This is a genomic window from Bradyrhizobium sp. LM2.9, assembly GCF_054056555.1.
Genome location: NZ_JBSRYJ010000002.1, coordinates 2,812,440 through 2,834,570, shown reverse-complemented (window position 1 = coordinate 2,834,570; position 22,131 = coordinate 2,812,440). Strand labels below are relative to the sequence as shown.

General features: G+C 63.7%; 20 protein-coding genes and 3 pseudogenes. 8 read left to right on the top strand and 15 right to left on the bottom strand.

What is annotated here, in order from left to right:
- Positions 1 to 48 precede the first annotated feature (48 nt).
- The 14 genes and pseudogenes from ACVWW3_RS15270 to ACVWW3_RS15205 all read right to left on the bottom strand — a co-directional run.
- Positions 49 to 573: pseudogene (locus ACVWW3_RS15270) on the bottom strand (CgeB family protein); the annotation flags it as partial.
- A gap of 450 nt (positions 574 to 1,023) precedes the next feature.
- Complete coding sequence (locus tag ACVWW3_RS15265; RefSeq protein ID WP_456649460.1) at positions 1,024 to 2,112, bottom strand: CgeB family protein; 1,089 nt, start codon at positions 2,110 to 2,112, stop codon at positions 1,024 to 1,026.
- A complete protein-coding gene (locus tag ACVWW3_RS15260; RefSeq protein ID WP_456649461.1) occupies positions 2,109 to 3,239 on the bottom strand; it encodes a CgeB family protein in 1,131 nt (376 codons plus the stop codon). Before ACVWW3_RS15260 ends, ACVWW3_RS15265 begins: the two co-directional genes overlap by 4 nt.
- A complete protein-coding gene (locus tag ACVWW3_RS15255) occupies positions 3,236 to 4,348 on the bottom strand; it encodes a glycosyltransferase family 4 protein (RefSeq protein ID WP_456649462.1) in 1,113 nt (370 codons plus the stop codon). Before ACVWW3_RS15255 ends, ACVWW3_RS15260 begins: the two co-directional genes overlap by 4 nt.
- Complete coding sequence (locus tag ACVWW3_RS15250) at positions 4,345 to 5,631, bottom strand: TIGR04295 family B12-binding domain-containing radical SAM protein (protein ID WP_456649463.1); 1,287 nt, start codon at positions 5,629 to 5,631, stop codon at positions 4,345 to 4,347. The genes ACVWW3_RS15255 and ACVWW3_RS15250 overlap by 4 nt, the downstream gene beginning before the upstream one ends.
- Complete coding sequence (locus tag ACVWW3_RS15245) at positions 5,628 to 6,692, bottom strand: NAD-dependent epimerase/dehydratase family protein (protein ID WP_456649464.1); 1,065 nt, start codon at positions 6,690 to 6,692, stop codon at positions 5,628 to 5,630. The genes ACVWW3_RS15250 and ACVWW3_RS15245 overlap by 4 nt, the downstream gene beginning before the upstream one ends.
- Positions 6,692 to 7,805: pseudogene (locus ACVWW3_RS15240) on the bottom strand (NAD-dependent epimerase/dehydratase family protein). The gene ACVWW3_RS15245 and the pseudogene ACVWW3_RS15240 overlap by 1 nt, the downstream one beginning before the upstream one ends.
- Before the next feature lie 210 nt (positions 7,806 to 8,015).
- Entirely contained in the window at positions 8,016 to 9,221 is a 1,206-nt protein-coding gene (locus ACVWW3_RS15235) for a phosphopentomutase (protein WP_456649465.1), read from the bottom strand.
- Positions 9,209 to 10,162, bottom strand: a complete 954-nt coding sequence (locus tag ACVWW3_RS15230) for a beta-xylosidase (protein ID WP_456649466.1) — start codon at positions 10,160 to 10,162, stop codon at positions 9,209 to 9,211. The genes ACVWW3_RS15235 and ACVWW3_RS15230 overlap by 13 nt, the downstream gene beginning before the upstream one ends.
- Positions 10,159 to 10,926, bottom strand: coding sequence for a TIGR04290 family methyltransferase (locus ACVWW3_RS15225; RefSeq protein ID WP_456649467.1), 768 nt, complete (start codon positions 10,924 to 10,926; stop codon positions 10,159 to 10,161). Before ACVWW3_RS15225 ends, ACVWW3_RS15230 begins: the two co-directional genes overlap by 4 nt.
- Complete coding sequence (locus ACVWW3_RS15220) at positions 10,923 to 11,732, bottom strand: nucleotidyltransferase family protein (RefSeq protein WP_247350313.1); 810 nt, start codon at positions 11,730 to 11,732, stop codon at positions 10,923 to 10,925. Before ACVWW3_RS15220 ends, ACVWW3_RS15225 begins: the two co-directional genes overlap by 4 nt.
- Before the next feature lie 2 nt (positions 11,733 to 11,734).
- The gene (locus tag ACVWW3_RS15215) at positions 11,735 to 12,838 is read right to left on the bottom strand and encodes a CgeB family protein (RefSeq protein ID WP_456649468.1); all 1,104 of its coding nucleotides are present in this window, start codon (positions 12,836 to 12,838) and stop codon (positions 11,735 to 11,737) included.
- Positions 12,835 to 13,431: a histidine phosphatase family protein gene (locus ACVWW3_RS15210; protein WP_456649469.1), complete on the bottom strand. Its 597-nt coding sequence runs from the start codon at positions 13,429 to 13,431 to the stop codon at positions 12,835 to 12,837. The genes ACVWW3_RS15215 and ACVWW3_RS15210 overlap by 4 nt, the downstream gene beginning before the upstream one ends.
- A complete protein-coding gene (locus tag ACVWW3_RS15205) occupies positions 13,431 to 14,531 on the bottom strand; it encodes an inositol-3-phosphate synthase (RefSeq protein ID WP_354050902.1) in 1,101 nt (366 codons plus the stop codon). The genes ACVWW3_RS15210 and ACVWW3_RS15205 overlap by 1 nt, the downstream gene beginning before the upstream one ends.
- A gap of 324 nt (positions 14,532 to 14,855) precedes the next feature.
- Here ACVWW3_RS15205 and ACVWW3_RS15200 point away from each other — a divergent pair.
- Positions 14,856 to 15,144 (top strand): annotated as a pseudogene (locus tag ACVWW3_RS15200) (hypothetical protein).
- 38 nt (positions 15,145 to 15,182) lie between these two features.
- Positions 15,183 to 16,091 carry a hypothetical protein gene (locus ACVWW3_RS15195; RefSeq protein WP_456649470.1) on the top strand — a complete coding sequence of 303 codons (909 nt, stop codon included), beginning with the start codon at positions 15,183 to 15,185 and terminating at the stop codon, positions 16,089 to 16,091.
- Between the two features lie 21 nt (positions 16,092 to 16,112).
- Here ACVWW3_RS15195 and ACVWW3_RS15190 read toward each other — a convergent pair whose 3' ends face one another.
- Complete coding sequence (locus ACVWW3_RS15190; protein WP_456649471.1) at positions 16,113 to 16,892, bottom strand: Crp/Fnr family transcriptional regulator; 780 nt, start codon at positions 16,890 to 16,892, stop codon at positions 16,113 to 16,115.
- 275 nt (positions 16,893 to 17,167) lie between these two features.
- Between ACVWW3_RS15190 and ACVWW3_RS15185 the strand changes: the two genes are divergently transcribed.
- The 6 genes from ACVWW3_RS15185 (at position 17,168) to ACVWW3_RS15160 (ending at position 22,112) form a co-directional block, all read left to right on the top strand.
- Entirely contained in the window at positions 17,168 to 17,620 is a 453-nt protein-coding gene (locus ACVWW3_RS15185; RefSeq protein ID WP_247446004.1) for a DUF2231 domain-containing protein, read from the top strand.
- The gene (locus ACVWW3_RS15180; protein WP_456649472.1) at positions 17,617 to 18,951 is read left to right on the top strand and encodes a PQQ-dependent sugar dehydrogenase; all 1,335 of its coding nucleotides are present in this window, start codon (positions 17,617 to 17,619) and stop codon (positions 18,949 to 18,951) included. The genes ACVWW3_RS15185 and ACVWW3_RS15180 overlap by 4 nt, the downstream gene beginning before the upstream one ends.
- Positions 18,952 to 18,976: 25 nt before the next feature.
- Positions 18,977 to 19,180: a hypothetical protein gene (locus ACVWW3_RS15175; RefSeq protein WP_063682698.1), complete on the top strand. Its 204-nt coding sequence runs from the start codon at positions 18,977 to 18,979 to the stop codon at positions 19,178 to 19,180.
- 35 nt (positions 19,181 to 19,215) lie between these two features.
- Positions 19,216 to 19,386, top strand: coding sequence for a hypothetical protein (locus ACVWW3_RS15170; protein WP_247350294.1), 171 nt, complete (start codon positions 19,216 to 19,218; stop codon positions 19,384 to 19,386).
- A gap of 120 nt (positions 19,387 to 19,506) precedes the next feature.
- Entirely contained in the window at positions 19,507 to 20,712 is a 1,206-nt protein-coding gene (locus ACVWW3_RS15165) for an MFS transporter (protein WP_456649473.1), read from the top strand.
- Between the two features lie 170 nt (positions 20,713 to 20,882).
- On the top strand, positions 20,883 to 22,112 hold the full coding sequence (locus ACVWW3_RS15160; RefSeq protein WP_456649474.1) for a CaiB/BaiF CoA transferase family protein: 1,230 nt from the start codon (positions 20,883 to 20,885) through the stop codon (positions 22,110 to 22,112).
- Positions 22,113 to 22,131 lie beyond the last annotated feature (19 nt).

Below are 22,131 nucleotides of genomic sequence, written 5' to 3'. Positions count from 1 at the left end.
GGCGCGATGGTCGGAGGTGTGATCGGCGATGACCCGCCGCCGCGCGTTGTCCGCGATCGAGCGCCGGTGGTCCTCCGGCATGTCGCGCAGGATTTCAACAACGTCGCGTGGATTCGACGCGAGCAGGATTTCCCGCGAGGGTTCAAAGACAGTTTCGATTCCAGGCCACCGGTCCGAGATGACGGGCGTGCCGCACGCGGCGGCTTCGAACAGCCTGACACTCGGCGAGAAGCCGAGTGCGCGCATGTCGGCGCGGGTGGCATTTAACGTAAAGCGTTGCTCTGCGTAAAACTTCGGATGATGCTTGGGCGTGAGGTGCTCGATTCGAGCCACATTGGTGGGCCAGGCCACCTCAACGGGATATTGCGCGCCAGCCACCACGAACTGCTCGGATGACAGAGTGCGAGCGGGCGAGAGCAGCAGCTGTTCCAGAACCGGTTGCCGGTCCTCGCTGTAGGTTCCGAGATAGCCCAGTGCCCATTTCTTCTCCGCGCGTTGCGGCGCGTAGATATCGGTGTCCGCACTGCAATACAGAACCCGAGCGAGCGGACTGCCATAGCTCTCCTCGATCATGTCGGGTACTGGGCCGCCGGCAAAGGACAGATAAAGGTCGAAACGCGGGATCATCGCCGCGGAAAGATAGTTCAGGCCCTGATCGAGCTTCGCAAGCGTGACCGGCGTGTCGATGTCGTAGAAGGCGGTAAGCCCTCCGGTGTGGGTCGTGACCCATTCGGAGATCGCGATCCCATCTGGCACATAGGAGCCGATGACCACCAGATCAGCGTCTCGGATCATCTTGCCGAAACGCAGCGGGATGTCCTTCAAGGATTGATAAAGCTCGACGGTCCACGCAGAAGGCTTGGTAAGATCGCGATGCTCACGATACCAGGGGACGTCGCGTTCCAGAAACGTGACGTGGTGACCTCGTCGTGCCAGGGCTTCGATCAGGGCGCGGTAGGTCCGTGGCATGGCCGTTGCCCCAGGACGAAGTGACCGAAAGACCAATGACGACGATGGTGAGGTTCATTCTGCTGCCTCGATTCGCGAATTGCTTGCGGCAAAGAGATCGTTGAACTGGCGCGCGCGCTGCCGGTAGGTGTGGTGGCTCAGAATGCGCGCACGAGCGCGTCCTGCGATCGCCTGAGCCCGATCGGCGCGCAGTGCGGCAAGATGCTCTGCGACCTCCGCTCCGCTTGCGGCCACCAGCACCTCGCGATCCGGCTCGAGAAAATGATCGATGCCGTCCCACTGGTCGGTGATCAGGCAGGCTCCGGCGCCGATGGCTTCGAACACGCGTGTCGGCGGCGAGAAGCCGTAACGTGCCATGCTGTCGCGATTGACGTTCAGCGTAGCCAGACCGGAGCCGAAGAACGCGTTGTGGTCGCCGGTCCCGACATGTCCGACCTGCTGTAGATTGGCCGGCGTTTCCTTGGTCTCCCAGCCGGAGCCGCCGAGGACAAATCTCTTGTTGGGCAGTTGGCGCGCAACGTCGAGGAAGAACCTCTCGACGCGTTGCTCGCGATCGGGAAGGCGGTTTGCCAAAAGGCCGAGATCGCAGGTGAAACGTGGATTTGAAGGCGCGGGAAAGTGCGTGGCCGGGTCAAGCGCATTGTAGATCGGCACGCAGCCCCGCGCGCCCATGGAGCGATAAGCAGACACGACTGCATCGCCGCCGCCATAAGTCAAAACCATGTCGTAGGACCGGATCGCGCGGCGCAGATGATGTTCCGGATCGTCCGCCATCGTCTCCAGCGTGGCGGGGGCGTCGACGTCCCAATAGATGCGCGTCGCATTCGACGGAATGTCGGTGAGGGCGTTCTCCAGCTCCTGATCGAAAACGCCGACCCCGCTGGCCTTGATCAGCATGTCAGCCGAGCGGGCGGCTCCCTCGATCGAGCTTCGCCAGCCGTCCGGCGTCGCGGCGTAGACGACCACCCTCGCCCAGTTGGGATCGTCGATGTCGCGGTGGGCCTGGCGCTCGAAGGCGTCGGGCTCGAAGAACGTGATGTCGTGGCCGAGCGCCGCAATCTCCTTCAGCATGCCGCGATAATAGGTGGCGGCACCGTTCCAGTAGGATGAGACAAGGCTGGATCCGAAGAAGCAGATCTTCATGCGGAGGCTCCGATGTATCGTGACGGCTGTGACGAGCGGCCTGAGGCCCGGAGATCCTGCACGATGCTGACAAGCTGCTCCGCGCGGTGACGGCAGGTGTGACGCTCCTTGATCGTCCGCAGGCCGGCCTCCACTGTGGCGGTCCATAACTCGTGGTCGTCGAGGAGCGCACGAAGCGCGCGCTTCATTTCGGTGCCGTCGGCGGCGCTGAGATAGGCGCCTTCCGGGAACAGGCCTTCCGCGTCTGACCAGGGGGCCGAGACCAGTGGAATGCCGCACGCCATCGCCTCGAAGACGCGAATGGTCGGAATGCCCGGAAGCAAGCGGACGTAGGGGCCGCGCGGCACATGGACAGTGGCGCGTGCGCCGGCGAAAGCGATGGGAGCCCAGTGCGCGGGCAGCCACCCGCCATGCCGGATACCTGCCGCCTGAATGGTGTCGAGGGCCGCGTCCGAATAGCGGACGCCATAGACCTCCGCGCGCAGCTTCAGTTCGGCCACCGGTTCAACCAGAAATTCGTTGAGCTCGGCGCTGCGTTCGCCGTCGCCCCAATTGCCGATCCAGACGACATCGTCGGTGCGCTCGACATGCGGCAGCGGATGATACAGGGCGATGTCCGCGGCCTCGTGCCAGGTGAAGGCCCGGTCGGCCCAGCCGAGCTTCAGATAGATCTGACGAAGCACCTCGCCGAAGGCGAGCACACCGTCGAACCCGTCGAGGTCGAATTGCGCAAGCTCGTCAGGTGCGCTGACGGCGCGGTGATGGGTGTCGTGGAACAGCAGCGTGAATGGAGCGCCATGGGCCCGCCTGTGGCCGATGTCTGCGATCAGATCCGGCGAATTCCATTCGTGGACGACGACGAGATCGGCGCCGTGGAGCGCCAAATCCAGATCAAGGCAGGCGTCATAGCGGCGGATGCCGATGCCGGGAAACAGCACCGGAATGTCCTCCATGGTCTGACTGCCACCCTCGCGGATCGTGTTCAATCGGCTCCAGCCGTCGACCGGCTCGAACACGACGACCTCATGACCGAGCGCATGAAGTTCGCGGGCATAGCCGCGCAGGAAGTGGGCGTTGCCGTTGTTCCAGCAGGAGGTGAAGGCGTGGTAGAACAGGACGCATTTCATGCACGCACCTCGATCTGGCTGACCGGCGCGGTCTCGCGATGGGAAGCGAGCAGGTCATCGTAAAGCCTGAGATAGGCACTCGTCGTCCGGGTCAGGGAATAGCTGAGGGAATGCTCAAAGGCTGCCCGTTGCAGCCGCATCCGCTCGCGATCGTCGGCGCACAGACCTGCGAGCGTTCGATGCAGCGCCTTGCCGTCGGTGGGATCGACGAACAGCGCGGCTCCGGTCCACAATTCCCGGAACGTTGGGATGTCGGACAGGACGAGAGCGCATCCCGCCGCCGCGGCTTCCAGGACCGCCAGCCCAAACGGTTCATAGAAGGCGGGGCTCGCGAAGATCGCCGCGTGCTCCATCCGCGCGCGCATGGCGTCGTGCGGCAATTGCCCAAGCCAGGTGATACAATGCGATGGGCTGACGGTCGCCGCACCCGCCACCTGGACCGGCCAATCCAGCCCCGGCGCCGCGGCGGCAAGAACCTCGATGTTCTTGGCGCGGTCCCAGAGCCGCCCGGCTGCAAGGATTAGCTCCTGCTTACGTCCGAGGGCGCCTCGGGGTGTGATCCCATTCCAGATCACGGCGCCCGGCGATTGAGGATGGTAAATCTGCGCGATCACGTCGTGAAAGGACTGGGTTGGGCATACCCAGGCCTGTGCCTTGTCGAGCGCTGCCGCGACCCGTTCGGTGTAGCTGCGCCATCTCGGCTCGCCCAGCCAGGCCGTATCACGGCAGGCCAGCGCCCAGGAGCTGACGCAGGAATGCGCGACGAGTACCACCGGCGCGTGCCAGGCGAAGGTTGCTTCCCGAAAACTGTTGAGGTGAATAACGTCCGGCCTGAATTGCGCGTCGAGCTTCGTGAGGATGCGCCGCGCTCGGGCGAGGTCCTGCCCTTCCGGATCCTGCCATTCCAGCGCGAGGTCCGTTTCGATCAGGCGCACTCGGGAACCGCGCAGCATCTCGCGCTGCTCGGCTCGTGCGCGCCGACCCATGGTCACGAGGCCGACATCGGCCCCCGACGCCGCAAGCTGCGATGCGAGAGCGCAGGAATAGGTCCAGACACCCCCGACCGTGTCGGTCGTCATCAGGATCCTGATGTCCGAGCTACGGCTCATGATGCCACCTGCAGTTCGAGAGCCTCGAGCGGAACCGGGCGATCGTTCTGCACGTCGCTGAACTGGTCGAACATCGCGAGATAGTGCCGGTGCGCGCGCTCCCAGGCGAAATCGTCGGGCTCGCCCCACAGCCTTCGATAGTCCGGCGAGCCCGGATAGGGATAGAGCGGGACCGGATCGTTGGCCCAGATGCCGGCATCCTGCATCGTGCGGCGCCAGCGCTGCACGATGGGATCATCGTCCTCGGGGACTTCGATCAGGTTGGCCTGCACGAAAGGAACGTGACGGCGCGCTTCGACCAGACGTTCGGCAAGCTGGTCTGTCGTCATCTTGCAGTTCTTGGCAAGCGCAGCACGGCCCTCGACGGTCAGGCTCTCGATCCCGGCCTCTATCGAGACGCAGCCGGCCCCACCGAGCAGAGCCAGCATGTCCGGCTTCCAGAGATCGATGCGGGTCTGCACACCGAACTTCAGCCTGCGTGTGGCCAGCCCATCCAGCAGTTCCGCGTTCGGAAGAAATATCTCGTCGATGAAGTAGACATATTCGATGCCCTGATGGCGCAGGCCGTCGATCTCTTCGAGAACGACGGAGGGGGGCCGCTTGCGGTAAGCGTTGCGGAAATTCTCCTTGGCGCAGAACGTGCAGTTGTACGGACAACCCCTGGAAGACTCGACCTCGGCGCCTGGCGCCTGCGGTTCGGCTTCGAAGCGGTGATGATGATGATGATGCCGCCGGATCATCTCCTCCGGCCAATCAAGCGGCGGTTGATCCCTGAACGCGACGGCCTGCGGGCCGCCATTGACGCGGAGCGATGCGCCATCGGCGAAGCACAAGCCGGGAAAGTCCCGCTCGCCATTGGCAAGACGCAGCAAGGATGCCTCGCACTCGCCCATTACGACGACGTCGGTGCCGAGCTTTCGAAGCGCCGCTTTTGGCACGGTCGAGCCATGGGGGCCCACTGCCACGAGGATCGGAGCCAGGTCGCGCACCCCCATTGCAAGCTCCTGCGGGACGCGGAGCTCGGGCGGGGCGCAGCGCCAGAACAGATAAGTCGGTGCCGTCGTGATGACGATCTGGTCGGGGCCGAACGCGCGCAGCTCGGCTTCGATATCGGCGAGCGAGAGGTCGAACATGTGGGCATCGAGCAGCAGCGTCTTGTGCCCGGCCGCCTTCAGGTAGTGCTCGGAGATCCCGAGTTCGAGCGGAAGGTGAGGAGATCTGCAGCCGAAATAGATGCTGCCGCCAAAATCCCAGTTTGGGTTGATGAGGGCAACACGCGTCATGCCAGCGCCTCGCGGTTGCCCTGTGCCGATCCGAAGCGGCCGTCCAGCCAGGTGTGAAGGGATCGGAGGCCGTCTGCGAGAGATGTCTGAGGCGCCCAGCCGAGCGCGCTGAAGAGGGCGCGCGTGTCGGTCACGTACCAGGGCTGATCGCCGGGCCTCCAATCGGCAAAGCGATACGCCACCTTGCGGCCGGTCAGATCGGTGATGCGGTCGATCAATTCCAGCAGACTGATCGCATTGGCCGGGCCGCCGCCGAGATTGAACACGCGTCCACGGGCGAGCGCGATGCGATCGAGCACGGCGAGCCAGGCCGAGGCCGCGTCCGACACATGAAGCGCATCGCGGACCTGATGGCCGTCGCCATAGATCGTCAGCTCTTTGCTGCGGATGGCGCTCAGCAGGAAATGCGCGATCCAGCCCTGATCTTCGGTGCCGAATTGCCGGGGCCCATAGATGCAGCTCATGCGCATCACCACGGTCTGGAGGCCGTAGACCCGCGCATAGTCGTGAACGTATTGATCCGCCGTTCCCTTGGAGCATCCATAGGGGCTGTAGAAGTCGAGCGGTGCATTTTCCGGGATGCCGCCGGCCAGCAGACCGCTTGTCGGCGTGTAGCGGCGGTCGGTGAGCGCGATGTCGCCGTCGTCGATCAGGCGTCCGTAGACCTTGTTGGTCGAGGCGAACACGATCGGCGCGGCGCTGTTGTGGAGCCGCACGGCTTCGAGCACATTCAATGTGCCTCGCGCGTTGATTTCGAAATCGGAAGCCGGATCGCTCACGCTGTCGGTGACCGCGACCTGGGCGGCCAAGTGCAGCACGGCGCGGGCTTCACGCACTGCGTCGATCACCGGGATCGGTTCGCGGATGTCGGCCACGGTAATTGTGACCCGGTCGCCATGCCGGGACTTCAGCCATTGCGCGTTCTCACGCACGCCGGCGCGGGCGAGATTATCCAGTATCAGCACGGGATCGCCGCGTTCCGCGAGCCGGTCGGCGAGGTTGCAGCCGATAAATCCGCAGCCGCCGGTGATCAGGACGGGTCTGTTATCTCGTTCACTCATCACGCGACCAATCCTCGTTGCTGCAGCTCCTTGGTGGCTCGCTCCGCCTGATCGTCAGCGATCTGGTCGGCGAGATACTCCGCCAGCTCCCGGAGACCGTCCTTGAAGGCGACGTGCGGCTCGAATCCGAGCAGGTCGCGCGATTTTCCGATGTCGGCGAAGCAGTGCCGGATATCGCCGGCACGATATTTCCGCGTTAACTCGGGCTCGATGTTGCCGCGTCCCATGACTTCGGCGAGATCCTGCGCGACGGAGAGAATGGTGCGGCACTGCCCCGAGCCGACGTTGAAGACCTCCTGGGTGCGATCGGCCTCGAGCGCCATGCGGCAGGCGCGGGCGACGTCATGTACATGGACGAAGTCGCGCCGCTGCAGACCATCCTCGAAGACGAGGGGGGGCCGGCCGTTGAGCAGCCGCGCGGCAAAGATGGCGAGCACGCCGGTATAGGGATTGGACAGCGCCTGGCGCGGACCGAACGCATTGAAGAAGCGTAGCGCCACCGTCGGAATGCCATAGGCCTTGCCGGTGATCAGGCACATGCGTTCCTGGGCATATTTGTTGAGTGCGTAGATCGAACTCAGCGAGGGCTGCTTTGTCTCCGGGGTGGCAACGGGATCAAGCGGGCGCCCGGTGATATCGCGCAGCTCCCAATCGCCGCGGCGAAGCTGCTCGATCGGCCGTTCGTCGCATGCGATGACGCTCTGATCGGCGCTCCGGTAAAGGCCCTCGCCATAAATGCTCATGGACGAGGCCACCACCAGCCGCTCGAACCGGACGCTTGGACAGCGCCTGTAACAGCACGGCAGTGCCGAGCTCGTTGGTCCTGACATAGGGTTCGATGTCGTACATGCTCTGGCCGACGCCTACCGCGGATGCGAGATGCAGGACCATGTCGGTGCCGCGCAACGCGTGCTCGACTGCGGGAGCGTCGGTGACGTCGCCGACGACGAGCTCCGCCTCTTCGGCAAGATAGGCGGGACGCTGGCGGTTGCCTCCGTGGACCTGCGGCGAGAGATTGTCGAGCAGGCGGACTTCATAGCCGGCCGCCAGCAGCACGTCGGCCGCATGCGATCCGATGAATCCGGCGCCTCCAGTGATCAATACTCGCGTCATTCACCGCTCCGTGCCGCCGTGAGACCGATCCTGCGGGATCAATCCGTGATGAGAATGAAAGCGCGCGCTGCTGTTCTGGTCGGGGCGACCGGCGCGCCAGTCACATTTGGAAGTAGAAGCGATGCAAGGAATGTTCGTTCCTGCGAAACCTACAAACAAACATTTCTCTAACCTGGATCAATAACCCAGGTGAATCGGCCGGCGCTGCGGCTAAAAATGCACGCCATGAACCGGCGCCTGCAGCTCGATATGTCTTGCGACCGTTGCCCCTATATCGGCAAAGCCGGTGCGCCTGCCGATCGGAGAAGATGACCGCCCGCGCACCGCCAGAATTGGCACTTGTTCGCGGGTGTGATCGGTGCCGCTCCAGGTTGGGTCGCAACCGTGATCGGCCGTGACGATGAGGAGATCATCGTCGCGCACGCGGTTAAGCAGTTCGGGAACGCGGGCATCGAAGGCTTCGAGCGCCGCTGCATATCCCGCGACGTCTCGGCGATGGCCGTACAACGTGTCGAAATCGATGAAGTTGGCGAACAACATCCCACCCTCTGCAAGAGAGGCCAGCCCATCAAGCGTGGCATCGAACAACGCTTCGTTGCCATCGCCCCGCATGTTCCTCCCGGTCCCGCGATGGGCGAAGATGTCGTCGATCTTGCCGATCGTCACGATGTCACGGCCTGCGCTTTCGGCGAGATCGAGGATCGTTCGCTCGGGCGGCGGGACGGAATAATCCTTCCGGTGCACAGTTCGCTTGAAGTGACCTGCTGACGTGCCGACGAACGGCCGGGCGATGACGCGCCCGATGTTCAGGGGATCGACCAGTCGGCGGGCAACGCGGCAGACCTCATAGAGGCGTTCGAGCCCGAATGTCTCCTCATGTGCAGCAATCTGAAACACGCTGTCGGCTGACGTATAACCGATCGGCTCGCCGGTTCTGATGTGACGCTCGCCGAATTGGTCGATGATCTCGGTGCCGGAGGCGTGACAGTTTCCGAGGATGCCGGGCAATCGCGCCTGTTCGCACAGGCGCTCCATCAGGTCGCGCGGGAAGCACGGTTTGGTCCTTGGAAAATAGCCCCAGTCGAACGGCACCGGCACACCGGCAATCTCCCAATGACCGGATGGCGTGTCCTTGCCCTTCGATATCTCGCTTGCGCAGCCAAAGCGCGAATGCTCCGGACATCCGTCCAGCCCGGGCGGCACGCGCCCGGTTGCGAGACGACAGGCCTGGCCAAGGCCCAGCGCAACCAGATTGGGAAGCTGAAGCGGTCCTTCCCGCCGCGGACCATCGGCATTGCCGACCCTGCACATCTCAGCGATGTGACCGATGGTATCGGCACCCTCGTCGCCGTAATTGACGGCATCGGGCGCGGCGCCGATCCCAACGGAGTCCATCACCAGGATCAGGGCACGCATGTCGGCTCCCGGATGGTCGGACGCGAAGACGCCGCGGAAGGCGCGGCCCCTGTTTTCGCGCAATAGCGCTCGACCATCTGCGCGCAGAAATCCGCGAACTCGTTCACGTCGAGCGGCGGGCTGGTGTGATGAGGCTGGATACCCCGGTGCTCCGGCGTGAAGCAGAAGGTCACCGTAACCTGAAACTCGGCCAGCGCGTCCATCTGGCGGTCGAACCAGTCGAGCGCGTTGGGACGAAAGCTGTCGGCCCAGGACAGGCCGGTCCTGAGATGCTGCACGCCCAGCCGGCGCATCCAGCCCACGGCGTCATCGAGGCGGTGGTCCTCGAAATGAAACCACTGGCACAGGCCCATCGCAGGTGCAAAGTTGCGGAACAGCTCCGCCGAGGCTTTCGGTGTCCCGTCCTCGCGCAGCAGGCCCATGTGGAAATGCCGGTAGTAGGAGGAGCCTTCAGCCTCCTTATGCCGGGTCGTGGCCTCCCAGCTCGAAGGCAGATCGTAGAGGCTGTACCAGTGGATGCGCGGAGCGCGGCCGATCAAGAGCTCCGCGGTTCGGCTCAGTCCCCAAGCCTGCACCTCTTCGGCGCCGAAAGACGAGACTCCCACCTCCGTCACCCAAACCGGCAGCGAAGTGACTGCCTTGATCTCCTCGAGCTTGGCCGGCCATTCCGCAATCTGCCACAGGTTCCAGTCGAGCGGAAAGCCGTGCACGGCTACCGCATCGACATGATCGAGTACGCCACGCGCCTGCATATTGCGGATGAACGACGGATCAATCGGCGATATGCCGCCGAGCACACGCGGGAGTGTGGGATGGGCGCTGCGGATCGCCTTTCCGGCAGCTAGCGCCAGGTTGGCGAACATGGTCCAGTCCGGATCAATCAGGATATCCCAGTGCGACTTGTTGTTGGGCTCGTTCCAGATCTTGGCGGCTTCGATCATTGGCCGACCTCCCGCGACGGATAGACAGGACCTTCCGCCTGCGGCCTTGTTACCCGCTTGCAAAGATAGACTTCGTCTTCCGGATGGGCTGCGATCGCAAAGCCGGCGCTGCGCAGCATGGCTTCGGCGCAGGCACGGTTCGGCACCCACCAATTGGTGGGGTCGTCGGCATATTTGTTCTCGATGAAGTGCAGCTTTGGATAGCCCGGCGAATCGAACTGATCGGTGGTCCAGAAGTCGTAGTTCTTGTCGACCGGATCCACGCGGCTGTCGCCGCGCTGCATCGATTGGAACAGCAGGAGATCGCCGGCCACGTGCTCATGGATCAGGTCGAGCGCCAGCAGAGGGTGCCGCAGATGGTAGAGCACCCCCATGAAGATCACGAGGTCGAACTTTTCGCGCAGCTGTCCGACGTCATAGGCTGACATCTTGCGGAATTCGATCCTGAGCCCGTTCACCTCCGCCGCGAAGCGGGCTTGCTCGAGATATTCGTCGTCGGTGTCCAGGCCGAGGACGCGCTCGGCGCCGCGCCGCTTCATCTCCATGGCGTAGAAGCCGGCATTGCAGCCGATATCGAGTACGGTCTTGCCGTCGAGACGGTCCGGGATGATCCCGGAGAAGCGTCGCCATTTCACGTTGGGATAGTCGCCGAGAAAGTGTGAAGGCGCTGTCGGTACACCCTTCAGGTCCAGATTGTGAAACCATGGCCCGAGCGCATCGACACGCTGGCGGATTTCCTCGCGGGAGAGGGCGCCTCTGCTCATGCGGTCACTCCATTGTTCATTGCGGGGGCTGAGCGGGCTGGCTCGGGCGAACCGCCGGCCAGCAATCGAGAGCGTCCGTTCCCGGTGGAGCTTTCCGCGAGCAACGCCATTGCCGTCCGATAGCCATCGATGGTGCCTACATCGACATAGGATTCGCCAGCTTTGACGCCGAGCCCCTGGCCGCCGGCCGCGATGTAGGCGTTGACGAGTGTCCCGAAATATTCATCCCGGTGGTCGCGCTTTGTCCACAGCGATTGGAGTTCGCGAAATCCGTTGGCAGACATCTTGAAGGCGCCCCATATCCATTTCGACGCTGCGTCCGGCTGCTTGACCTGGATCTCCGTCACGCGATCGCCGTCGAGCACGACCGCATCGAAGAACTCGGGATGTTCGACCGGAAACAGCAGAAACGACAGGTCGGCGGCCGGCAATGCCTGCAAGGCCGCCTTGGGGAACCAGACTGTATCCGGAAGTCCGACGATGACGTCTTCGTCATGGCCGACGACCGTGCCCGCCCTGAACACGGCATCGCACAGCCCCGACGCGTCGGGCTGCACGACGTAAGCGAGCTGGGCGCCGCCATAGTGATCGCCGAAATATTCGAGGATGTCGGATTTGCCGGGGGAGATCACGAAGCAGATCTTGTCAGCCCCCCCAAGGATCAGCCGCTCCAGCAAATATTCCGAGACGGCGCACGGACGGTCCATGCCGTCGTCCCGTCGGCTTCCGACCGGAAGCAGTTCCTTGGAGAAGGCGAGCGGCTGGATGCGGCTGCCGCGGCCTGCGGCCGGAACGATGCCCCACATGATCAGGCCTCCTCGGGTTGTTGCCGGCGCGCGCCGAGGGATGCCGCCTGCTCGAGCAGCGAGATCAGTTCGCCCGCGCGCTTGTCGGAGGTGTGCTGATCCATGGTCCGTTCATATGCGCGCGCGGCAATGTGCTGAAGCTCGGCGTCGGCCGTCGTCAATGCAGCAAGCGTGTCCTTTTCATCGCGCGCGATCAGGATCTCGTGCCCGGGCGCAAAGAATTCATCGATCCCCGGCCAATCGTCGCTGAGCAGTGGGGCCTTGCAGGCAGCAGCTTCGAACAGACGCCCGGACGGGCACCAGCCCATCTCCGCCATGGCCCGGCGCGTGACGTTGAGCGTCAGCCGGGACGACGCAAAGAACGACGCGTGCTCTGACGGCGGCAAGTGCTGCACGAAATAGATGTTTGGCGACCAGGGAAAATCTTCCGGGTATTGCGCACCCCCGATCAGGAAGCGCAGATCCTGCCGTGCCCGTGCCGATTCGACGAAGAGAGCCTCGAGCGCGCGCTGACGATCCTGCGAATATGTGCCGAGATAGGACAGATGCGCACGGTAGTGCGACTGAGACGGGACCGGTCGATGGATGTCAGTGTCGACATGGCCGTAGAGCGGACGGACGTTGCAGGCGCCGAGCCGGTCGCGAAATTCGTTGCAGATGCGGGGACCGCCGGTGAAGCTCAGGACCAAGGCGAAATCTCGCAGGCCGCGCGGCCCGATATAGGGAACGGCGCCGCCGGCCATGAGCTTCGCCAGCGTGACCGGTGTGTCGAGATCGTAGAACACGGGCAGCGCGCGACCCTCAGACAGGGTAAGCTCGGTCGCGGCGATCGCGTCGGGACAATAGGAGGTCACGATCGCGACATCGGCATCGCGAAGGTCGCTGCGCGCTAAAGGAAGCACATCGTCCCAATTCGAGAACAGTCGCAGCTGGCCGCCCGCCAGTTCGTGCAAATCCCGCGCGCTGGCGTAATAGGGCACGTCGCGCTCGAAAAAGACGACGCTGTGCCCGGATCGCGCGAGATGCTTGCAAAGCCCACGCCACAAGGTCGCGTGACCGTTGCCCCAGGAAGAGGAAATTGTCAGGCCGAAGATGACGATCTTCACGCTGGCACCCGCTGATTGATCCCGGTGATCTTGATTCCGCGATTATCCACGCTGAGGGTGCTGACGCTGCCGGGGTCGATCTCGATCGAGAGGAAGTCGTCGAGCTCTTTCCGGGAATAATACAGCAGCGCCGCGCGGATCGGCTCGGCATGGCTGACGGCGACGACGGTGCCGGGATCGCGGTCGCTGCTCACCAGCTCCAGATGGGCGACAACGCGCTTCTGGAGCGCCCGCATGCTTTCGCCGCCCGGCGGACGGATCGTTCCGCGTTGTTCGTTCCAGCGCGACCATCGGGGATCCGGGGCGAGCGCCTCGAAGGATCGTCCAGTCCATTCGCCATAGTCGAGCTCGTTGAGCGCGGGCACGATCTCGACCGGCAAGCCGAAATGCGCGGCAAGGATACAGGCCGACTGCATGCAGCGCCGTTGCGGGCTCGACTGTATCAATGTTGGTCGCGGTGAGATGCTTTCGGCGGATCGCGCCATTTCTTCGCAACCGGGATCATCGAGCTCTACGCCCTTCATCCGGCCACATAGCGTCAGGCCGAGGAGGGCGTGATGCCCGTGGCGGATCAGATGAATGATCTTCGCCATCAGGTATACGCCTTGTCGTCGATGAACGCGCGCGTTCGCCGTCCGGCTTCATCGTCCGTGAACTGCTGCGGCGGCGACTTCATGAAATAGCTCGATGGGCCCGTCAGCGCGCCGGCCTGCCCGCGGTCCATGGCGAGCTTGGCGCAGCGGACCGCGTCGATCACGACACCTGCCGAATTCGGGGAGTCCCAGACCTCGAGCCTGACTTCCGCGCTTAAGGGCACACCGCCGAACGTCGTGCCCTCCAGGCGGATGAAGGCCAGCTTGCGGTCGGTCAGCCATGGCACGTGGTCGCTCGGACCGACATGAATATTGTCGATATCCATGGGCACGTCGAACTGGCTGGTCACGGCCTGGGTCTTGGAGATTTTCTTCGAGGTCAGCCGCTCGCGCTCGAGCATGTTCTTGAAATCGGTGTTGCCGCCGACATTGAGCTGGTAGGTGCGATCGAGCCGCACGCCGCGGTCGCGGAAGAGATTGGCGAGCACGCGGTGCAGAATCGTGGCGCCGACCTGGCTCTTGATGTCGTCGCCGACGATCGGCAGGCCTGCATCCTCGAAACGCCGCCGCCAGTCGGTATTCGAGGCAATGAAGACCGGGATGCAATTGACGTAGCCGCAGCCGGCCTCGATCGCGCGCGCGGCATAAAATTCGCTTGCGTGCTGCGAGCCGACGGGAAGATAGGACACCAGCACGTCCGTGCGCGACGTCGCGAGCACTTCGGAGACGTCGGCTTCCGGAACATCCGCAATCGGAATGTCCTCCTTCAAATACTGACCGATTCCGTCCATGACCGGGCCGCGCTGGACGACGACGCCGGTCTGCGCAACGTCGGAAAAGCGATGCGTGTTGTTCGGTGCTGCGAAGATTGCCTCGGCGACGTCTCGTCCGACCTTGCCGGCATGGACGTCGAAGGCCGACGCCACCTGGATGTCGCTGATATGATAGCCACCGAGATCGGCGTTCATCAGCCCCGGCACCGGCTCGTTCGATTTGGCCTCCCGGTAGTAGGAGAGCCCCTGAACGAAGGAGCTCGCACAATTGCCGACACCGACGATGCCGACGCGCACGCGCCGCCTGTCCTGAAGACGAGAATGCATGGATCGAAGCCCTCCGGAAGACATGCAGTGTTGACGTAAGTACGTCGGCGAACGTGAGGAACGTATGTTCGTTCCTGAACTCACGGCACTATGTCCGCCTCACGTCAGATTCCGGCCGGAAAAATTTCGCGCGCTTAACCTGGGATAAAATCGCGGGCAGTTTGGAGGGAACGAAGAGCTTCCAGGATGAAGATGAAGAAGATGATGCTCTCGAGAGAGTCCGACATACGAAAGAACAAATCCTCACGCCCGGCGTTCACGGCGAAACAGTCTGACGCGAGGGCCGATCCATCGCTCGCTCCTTGTCAGCAATCGAGGTGTCACATGTCATCCAAATCACAAACCAGCGAAGCCCAGCAGACCACCAGCCACGACGTCATCCGGAAATGGGCGGAGGAGCGCGGTGGAAAGCCCGCGACGGTCAAGGCTAACGGAGGAGGGCGGACACGCCGGCATCCTGCGCATCGATTTCGATCCGCCCGACGAAGGGCTCGACCGGATCGGCTGGGACGAATTCTTCACCAAATTCGACGAGGCCGGCATTGCCTTCCTCCACCAGGACCAGACCAAGGACGGTAAACCGAGCCGCTTTCACAAATTCGTGCGGCGTTGATCGGATCACCGCGAGTGTCGGGCGGTTGGACGGAGGCGATGCGGGCAGGCGACTTCGAACGCGCCTGGGCGATCAACGACCGCGATCTGACGATGCTTGCGTATCCACCCAAGCACACCGGGCCGCGTCACCTCCAGCGGATCTGGCGCGGCGAGGACCTGACGGGCAAGCATGTGCTGGTCCGCTGCTACCATGGGCTTGGCGACACCATTCAGTTCCTGCGCTTCATGCGACCGCTTCGCGATATCGCGCGCAGCGTCGCGGTCTGGTGCCAGAGCGAGCTCCTGCCGCTGGTCCAGCGAGCGGCTGGCGTTGATCGTGCCTTTGCGCTCCACGACGGTGCGCCTGACGTCGACTTCGAGGTCGATATCGAGATTATGGAGGTTCCGCATGCCATAAAGGCGAGGCGTGAGCACGTCGAAATGCGCGCACCTTACGTATCACTGCCACCGGCGGTCGAGCCAACGCCGCCGCATGAGCGAGGTCTTGCCGTCGGCCTGGTTTGGGAAGTCGGCAATTGGGACAAGCGAAGGACCGTTCCGCCCGCGCTGTTGGGGCATCTTGCCGTTCCCGGCGTAACGCTCTGCTCGCTGCAGCGCGGAGCCCGGACGTGCGAACTGGCAGAGATCGGCGCGAGGGACGTCAGTACGCCTGACGTTACGGTTCTCGGTCATCACCTCCGGCGGCTCGATCTCCTCATTTGCGTCGACACCATGGTAGCCCACCTCGCGGGGGCGCTCGGACGTGACGCGTGGGTGATGTTGCATGCGGATTGCGACTGGCGCTGGCCGTCAGCTGGATCTCACTCCTTCTGGTATCCCAGCCTGCGATTGTTTCATCAGAGGACCCCGGGCGATTGGGATTTGGTCCTTGCAGAAGCACGCAAGGCATTGGTTGCGCGCTCCCGAGGTGTTCAAGGCGTCCGAGGTGTTCAAGGCGTCGTTTGACAACGCGTCGTCTGAAAAGGCTCAAACGAGCGCAACCTCCGCCGTAAGCGGCCTGAGATGCGACGACGCATCCTCATGGCTGGGTCGAATCCCCAGATAAGTCGGATCGAAACTTGCGAGCCGCACGAGTGCCGGCCAGTCCGTGATCATGACCGTCTTACCCTGCCATTGCAGAAGGTTGCCTCGTCGCAGTTCCTGAATGGTGCGATTGGCGTGGACAGGGGAGATGCTGCACGCTGCGGCAAGGTCCGATTGGGTGAAGGGTGATGGCAGTCTGAAATCTCTGGCAAGGCCGACGCTTTGCAGGCGCGCGGTGATCTCGCACAGCAGATGCGCCACGCGCGTCAATGCATCGCGGCTACCCAGGTTCACTGTCCAGTTGCGCTGAATGGCGTGATCGGTGAGCAGCATCAGCAGCAATGCGCGGGACATAGCGGGCGAACGCGCGGACAGATCGTGAAAGAAGCGATGTGGCACGAGAGCGACGATGGCCGGGCCGAGTGCGATCAGGTTGCCGTCGACGCGAGGGCGATGAAGCGTGTGTAGATTGGCGATGTCACCGGGAACATGGATTGACGTGATCTGCCCGTCCGCGCTCTCTGCGTCCTGCCAGGACAGATATCCCTGGAGCAGCAGACAGCACTGGGTGGCATCGTCGCCATGCCGCAGAACGGTCTGACGCGAACCTAGATGGGCAATTGTGCTTGCCATGTCCGCGAGCAGGTGGAGATCGTCGGCAGTTACTGGAGCGAGGCTCGCCAGCCGGTCAGCGAGCTTGGAGAACGCAAATCCTGCCTGCATTGGTGGTCCGATAACCCCAAAACCCGTCTCCTAATCTGGTCGAAGAGAAGGGTAGAACGCATTAAACTTTGATACGTTGGCTTCGTGTTGCGAACCAAAGTCGAAGGAATGCAGTCCGCCCGAGTGCCCTCGGCATCGGCGCGCGGCGTATCAGGCCAGCGCACCGGTGACGGCGCAAGGCTAGAGGCAAGCGTAGGAACCTTCACCCCAAGGACGAGTTGGCCGTCGGGCAGGGCGAAAGTCATACGAGGCCAACCGTGCAAGCGAGGCCAACCGTGCAAGACAACGTGCGCGTGCGCACTACCGCGCAAATCGCGGGCCATCCGATTCATCCGATGCTGGTGCCGATACCGATCGCTTGCTTCATCGGGGCGCTGCTGACCGACATCGCCTACGTCGTCAGTGCCGAGATCATGTGGGCGGATTTTTCGGCCTGGCTTCTGGTCGTCGGCGTCATCTTCGGCGTGCTGGCGGCAATCGCCGGTCTGACCGATTTCCTCGGCAACCGCCTGGTGCGGGCGCAGCCGCCGGCCTGGCCGCACCTGATCGGCAACGCGGTGGCGCTGATCCTGGCCACCGTCAACGCCCTGATCCACACGCGTGATGCCTGGACATCGGTGTGGCCGACGGGGCTCTTGCTTTCGGCGATTACCGTGCTGATCCTGCCCGTCACCGGCTGGCTTGGCTGGGCCATGGTCTATCGCCACGGCGTGGGAGTTGCGCGATGAAATCCTCAATCGCTCGCGCACTGTTGTGCTCCTCGCTGCTATGCCTCGCCGCCTGCAATGACGGCAGTGGCGATCCGAAGGCGCAAACCGGCGCCAACCCGACGCTCCCCGACATCCAGCAATATCTGCTGCCGCCGATGCACATTGCCCGCATCGTCGGCTGGAAGAAGGACGAGACGCCGGCCGTTGCGCAGGGCTTGCAGGCCAAGGCCTTTGCGACGGGCCTGCAGCATCCGCGATTCCTTTACGTGCTTCCCAACGGCGACGTGCTGGTGGTGGAATCCAAGGCGCCGAAGGCGGCCCCGATCAAGCGGCCCAAGGAAATCGTGATGGGATACATCGAGTCCTGGGCGACATCTGGCGGCGACACCGGCGAGAGCAACCGCATCACGCTGCTGCGCGACAGCAACGGCGACGGCGTGCCGGACACGCAAAGCGTCTTCCTCGACCATCTCAATTCGCCGTTCGGCGTCGCGCTGGTTGGTAACGACCTCTACGTCGCCAACACCGATGCGATCGTCAGATATCCCTACACGGAGGGTGATACGAAGATCACCGCCCCGGGCACGGTGCTGACGCCGCTGCCGGGCGGACCGATCGACCATCACTGGACCAAGAGCCTGGTCGCAAGTCCCGACGGCTCAAAGCTCTATGCCGGCGTCGGCTCCAACAGCAATATCACCGAGAACGGCATGGAGGCCGAGCACAATCGTGCCAACATCCTCGAGGTCGATCGTGCCAGCGGCCGCTGGCGCATCTTCGCGAGCGGCCTGCGCAATCCCAACGGTCTCAGCTTCGAGCCGCAGACCGGGGCGCTGTGGACGGTGGTGAACGAGCGCGACGAACTCGGTCCCGATCTCGTCCCCGACTACATGACATCGGTGAAGGACGGCGGCTTCTACGGCTGGCCCTACAGCTATTACGGCCAGCACGTCGATCCCCGCGTCAAGCCGCAGCGGCCCGACCTCGTCGCCAAGGCGATCGTGCCTGACTACGCGTTGAGCTCGCATGTTGCGCCGCTCGGAATGGTCTTCAACACAAGCGCGAGTCTGCCGGCCGCCTACCGCGGCGGCGCCTTCGTCGGCGAGCATGGCAGTTGGAACAGGCAGGTCTTGAACGGCTACAAGGTGGTGTTCGTGCCGTTCACGGATGGCAAGCCGAGTGGGCCGCCGCAGGACGTCGTCACCGGCTTCCTCAACAACGACAATCACGCGCGCGGGCGGCCCGTCGGCGTCGCCATCGACAAGACCGGCGCGCTGCTGGTCGCCGACGACAGCGGCAACATTGTGTGGCGTGTGACCGCTGTGCATCCCCAGGTCACGCAAAGATAGACCTGAGAACGGGAGGAGTTGGACAATGGGCCTTGCTCAATACGCCATCGTGCCAGTGCAGGACGAATGGGGTGTGCTGCACGACGGCGACGTCAAGAGTAGATACGCCACCAAGGAAGCCGCGTTCGAATCGGCGGTCGCCGCGGCATCCCTGGCGCTTCGCGAGGGACACGAGGTCCATGTCAGCGTGCCTGGCCGCGAAGCCGGCGAGAACGCGCTCGGCATATGACTGATCACTCCGAGCAGATATTTCAGGAGGCCGCGATGACCAAGCCCCGTGAGCCGAACGGCATTGAGCCCTCTCGCTCCGAAGACGACATTCAGCGCGATCAGCTCGGGCCGCGCGGCGTGCCGGATGCACCGGACCCCGCCAAGATGACACCGCAACGCGACAAGAAGACGCCGAAGCAGGTCGATCCCGGCCATCCCGCTTGACGGCTGCCCGCGGCTGGCGCGGCCGTGCCATTCGGAACCGCCATTCCCGGTCGTCGCATCCGAGGGTAAGACTGGGCGTCACAGGCGTGATCTGCGTCTGGCGGGCAGGCGACGACTGGAATGCGGTTTCTGAAATCTGACAGCAGGCTCATCGGCGTCCTGCTGGTGCTCGCGGTTACCCAACTTGTTGGGTGGGGTACAATAGGTCTTCCCGCCATCGTCGGGCGCGCTCTCGCGGCCGATCTCGGCATGAGCCTGCCGGCGGTGTTCGCCGGGACGTCGGTTCTCTATGTGTCGATGGGGCTGTGCGCGCCATGGCTGGCCAAGTCGTTTGCGCGGCACGGCGCGCGAAACGTGATGGTGGCGGGCACGGTCCTCACCGTGCCGGGTTTCATACTGCTGTCCCTCGCGCGCGAGCCGATGCTCTATTTCGCCGCCTGGATCGTTCTCGGCATCGCCGGCAGCGCCACGCTTTCGACCGGCGCCTATATCATGCTGAACGAGGTCGCCGGGCGGCAGGCCAAGAACGCCATCGGCGCGCTGATGCTGGTGACGGGCCTGTCGAGCAGCATCTTCTGGCCGACTACCTCGTTTCTCAGCGATCAGCTCGGCTGGCGCGCGATGTGCCTCGTCTACGCGGCGATGATGCTCGTCATCAATCTTCCGCTCTTTGCGTTTCTCGCGCCGCGCCGGAAAATTGCCGGAGATGCTGGCGGTGGACCGCTGAAGTCTTCGCCGCCGCCTGCGATTCCCAGGAGCACCTTCAGCCTCGTCGTTGCCGCGATCACGCTCAATGCCTTCGTCAATTTCGGCATCGGTGCCATCATGATCGAGTTGTTGCGGGCGGAGGGGCTGGCGCCGGCGCAGGCGCTTTTGTTCGGCTCGATGCTGGGCGTGATCCAGGTCAGCGCCCGCGGGCTCGATTTTCTCTGCGGCGGGCGGTGGGATGGAATCACGACCGGGCTCGTCGCCGGCACGGCGCTGCCGGTCGCCATGCTGCTGCTGATGTCGAGCGAGGGCGCGACCTGGGCGGTGGCGGTCTTCATCCTGCTCTATGGTGCCGGCAGCGGTGCGATGGCGGTGGCGCGGGCGACGATCCCGCTGGTGTTCTACGATCAGGCCGAGTTCGCCAAGGCGATGTCGATGATCGCGCTGCCGCTCAATCTCGCCTCCGCCCTTTCTCCGCCGCTGCTGGTCGGCCTGCTCACCCAGTTCGGCAGCCGCGGCGCGCTGGGGCTTACCTTCGTGTTCTCCTGCGCAACGGTGCTGATCCTGGTCCTGCTCGGCCGACGGCGGCCGGAGGTGGTTGCGGCTGCCGTGACCTGAGAATATTCGCACTGCGGAAATTCGCTGCGAGGGTGACCTGCGCCGGGCGAGCGGGGGGATGGCCGTATGCCCACAGTGCAGTGCTCAGACCGCCAAAATAGTGTATCCGCAGGAAGCGCGGCCCGCGACCTCGCCGCCGCGCCAATATTCAGTTCCCGGAGGACTTCGACATGTCGGCCCTGCCGCTTTCAGGCATCAAGATCCTTGACCTCACCCGCGTGCTTGCCGGACCCTTGTCGGCCCAGATGCTGGGCGATCTCGGCGCGGAGGTGATCAAGATCGAGCGGCCGGGCACCGGCGACGACGCGCGCGCCTTCGGGCCGCCTTACCTGACCGATCCCGAGGGCAAGGCCAACAACAACAATTCCTTCTATCTCTGCGCCAACCGCAACAAGAAGTCGGTCACGGTCAACATTGCCAAGCCCGAGGGGCAGGCGATCATCCGCGAGCTCGCCAAGGACGTCGACGTCTTTATGGAGAACTACAAGGTCGGCGATCTCAAGCGCTACGGCCTCGACTACGAGACGATCAAGGCGATCAACCCCGGCATCATCTATTGCTCGGTGACCGGCTTCGGCCAGACGGGGCCTTACGCGCCGCGCGCGGGCTATGACGCCATCCTGCAGGCGATGGGCGGCCTGATGAGCGTCACCGGCCATATCGACGGCGAGCCCGGCGAGGGCCCGATGAAGGTCGGCCCGTCGATCGTCGACTACATGACCGGCATGAACACCTCGATCGGGATTCTCTCGGCGCTGTACCATCGCGACGCCAATGATGGCGTGGGACAGCATATCGACGTCTGCCTGTTCGACACCGTCATCGCGTCGTTGTCGCACTGGCTGCAGATCTACCTCGTCAACGGCAAGACCCCGCCGCGCCGCGGCACCTGGGGCAATGGCGGCATGCCGGCCGGCGTGTTCCGCTGCACCGACGGGGAACTGATGCTGGTGGTCGGCAATGACGGCCAGTTCCAGCGCACCTGCGCCGTGCTCGGTGAGCCCGAGCTCGCGAGCGACAAGCGCTTTCTCAAGAACAACGACCGCGTCGTGCACGGCAAGGAAATCATGGCGATCTTCGCCGGCCTGTTCCTGAAGCAGCCGGTGGCCCACTGGCTGGACAAGCTGGAGGAGGCCGGCGTGCCGTCAGGTCCGATCAACAATTTCGAGCAGGTGTTTTCCGACCCGCACGTCCAGTCGCGCGGCATGCGGGTGAAGGTCGACCATCCCTTCGAGCCCGATCTCTCGCTGATCCGCAACGCGCTGACGCTCTCGGAAACCCCGATCGAGACCTACCGCGCCCCGCCGCTATTAGGGGAGCACACCCAGGAGGTGCTCGGCGGCAAGCTCGGCTATGATGCGGACAAGATCGAGACGCTGAAGCAGCAGGGTATCATCTGAGCTTTTGGGAGAAGGGAAG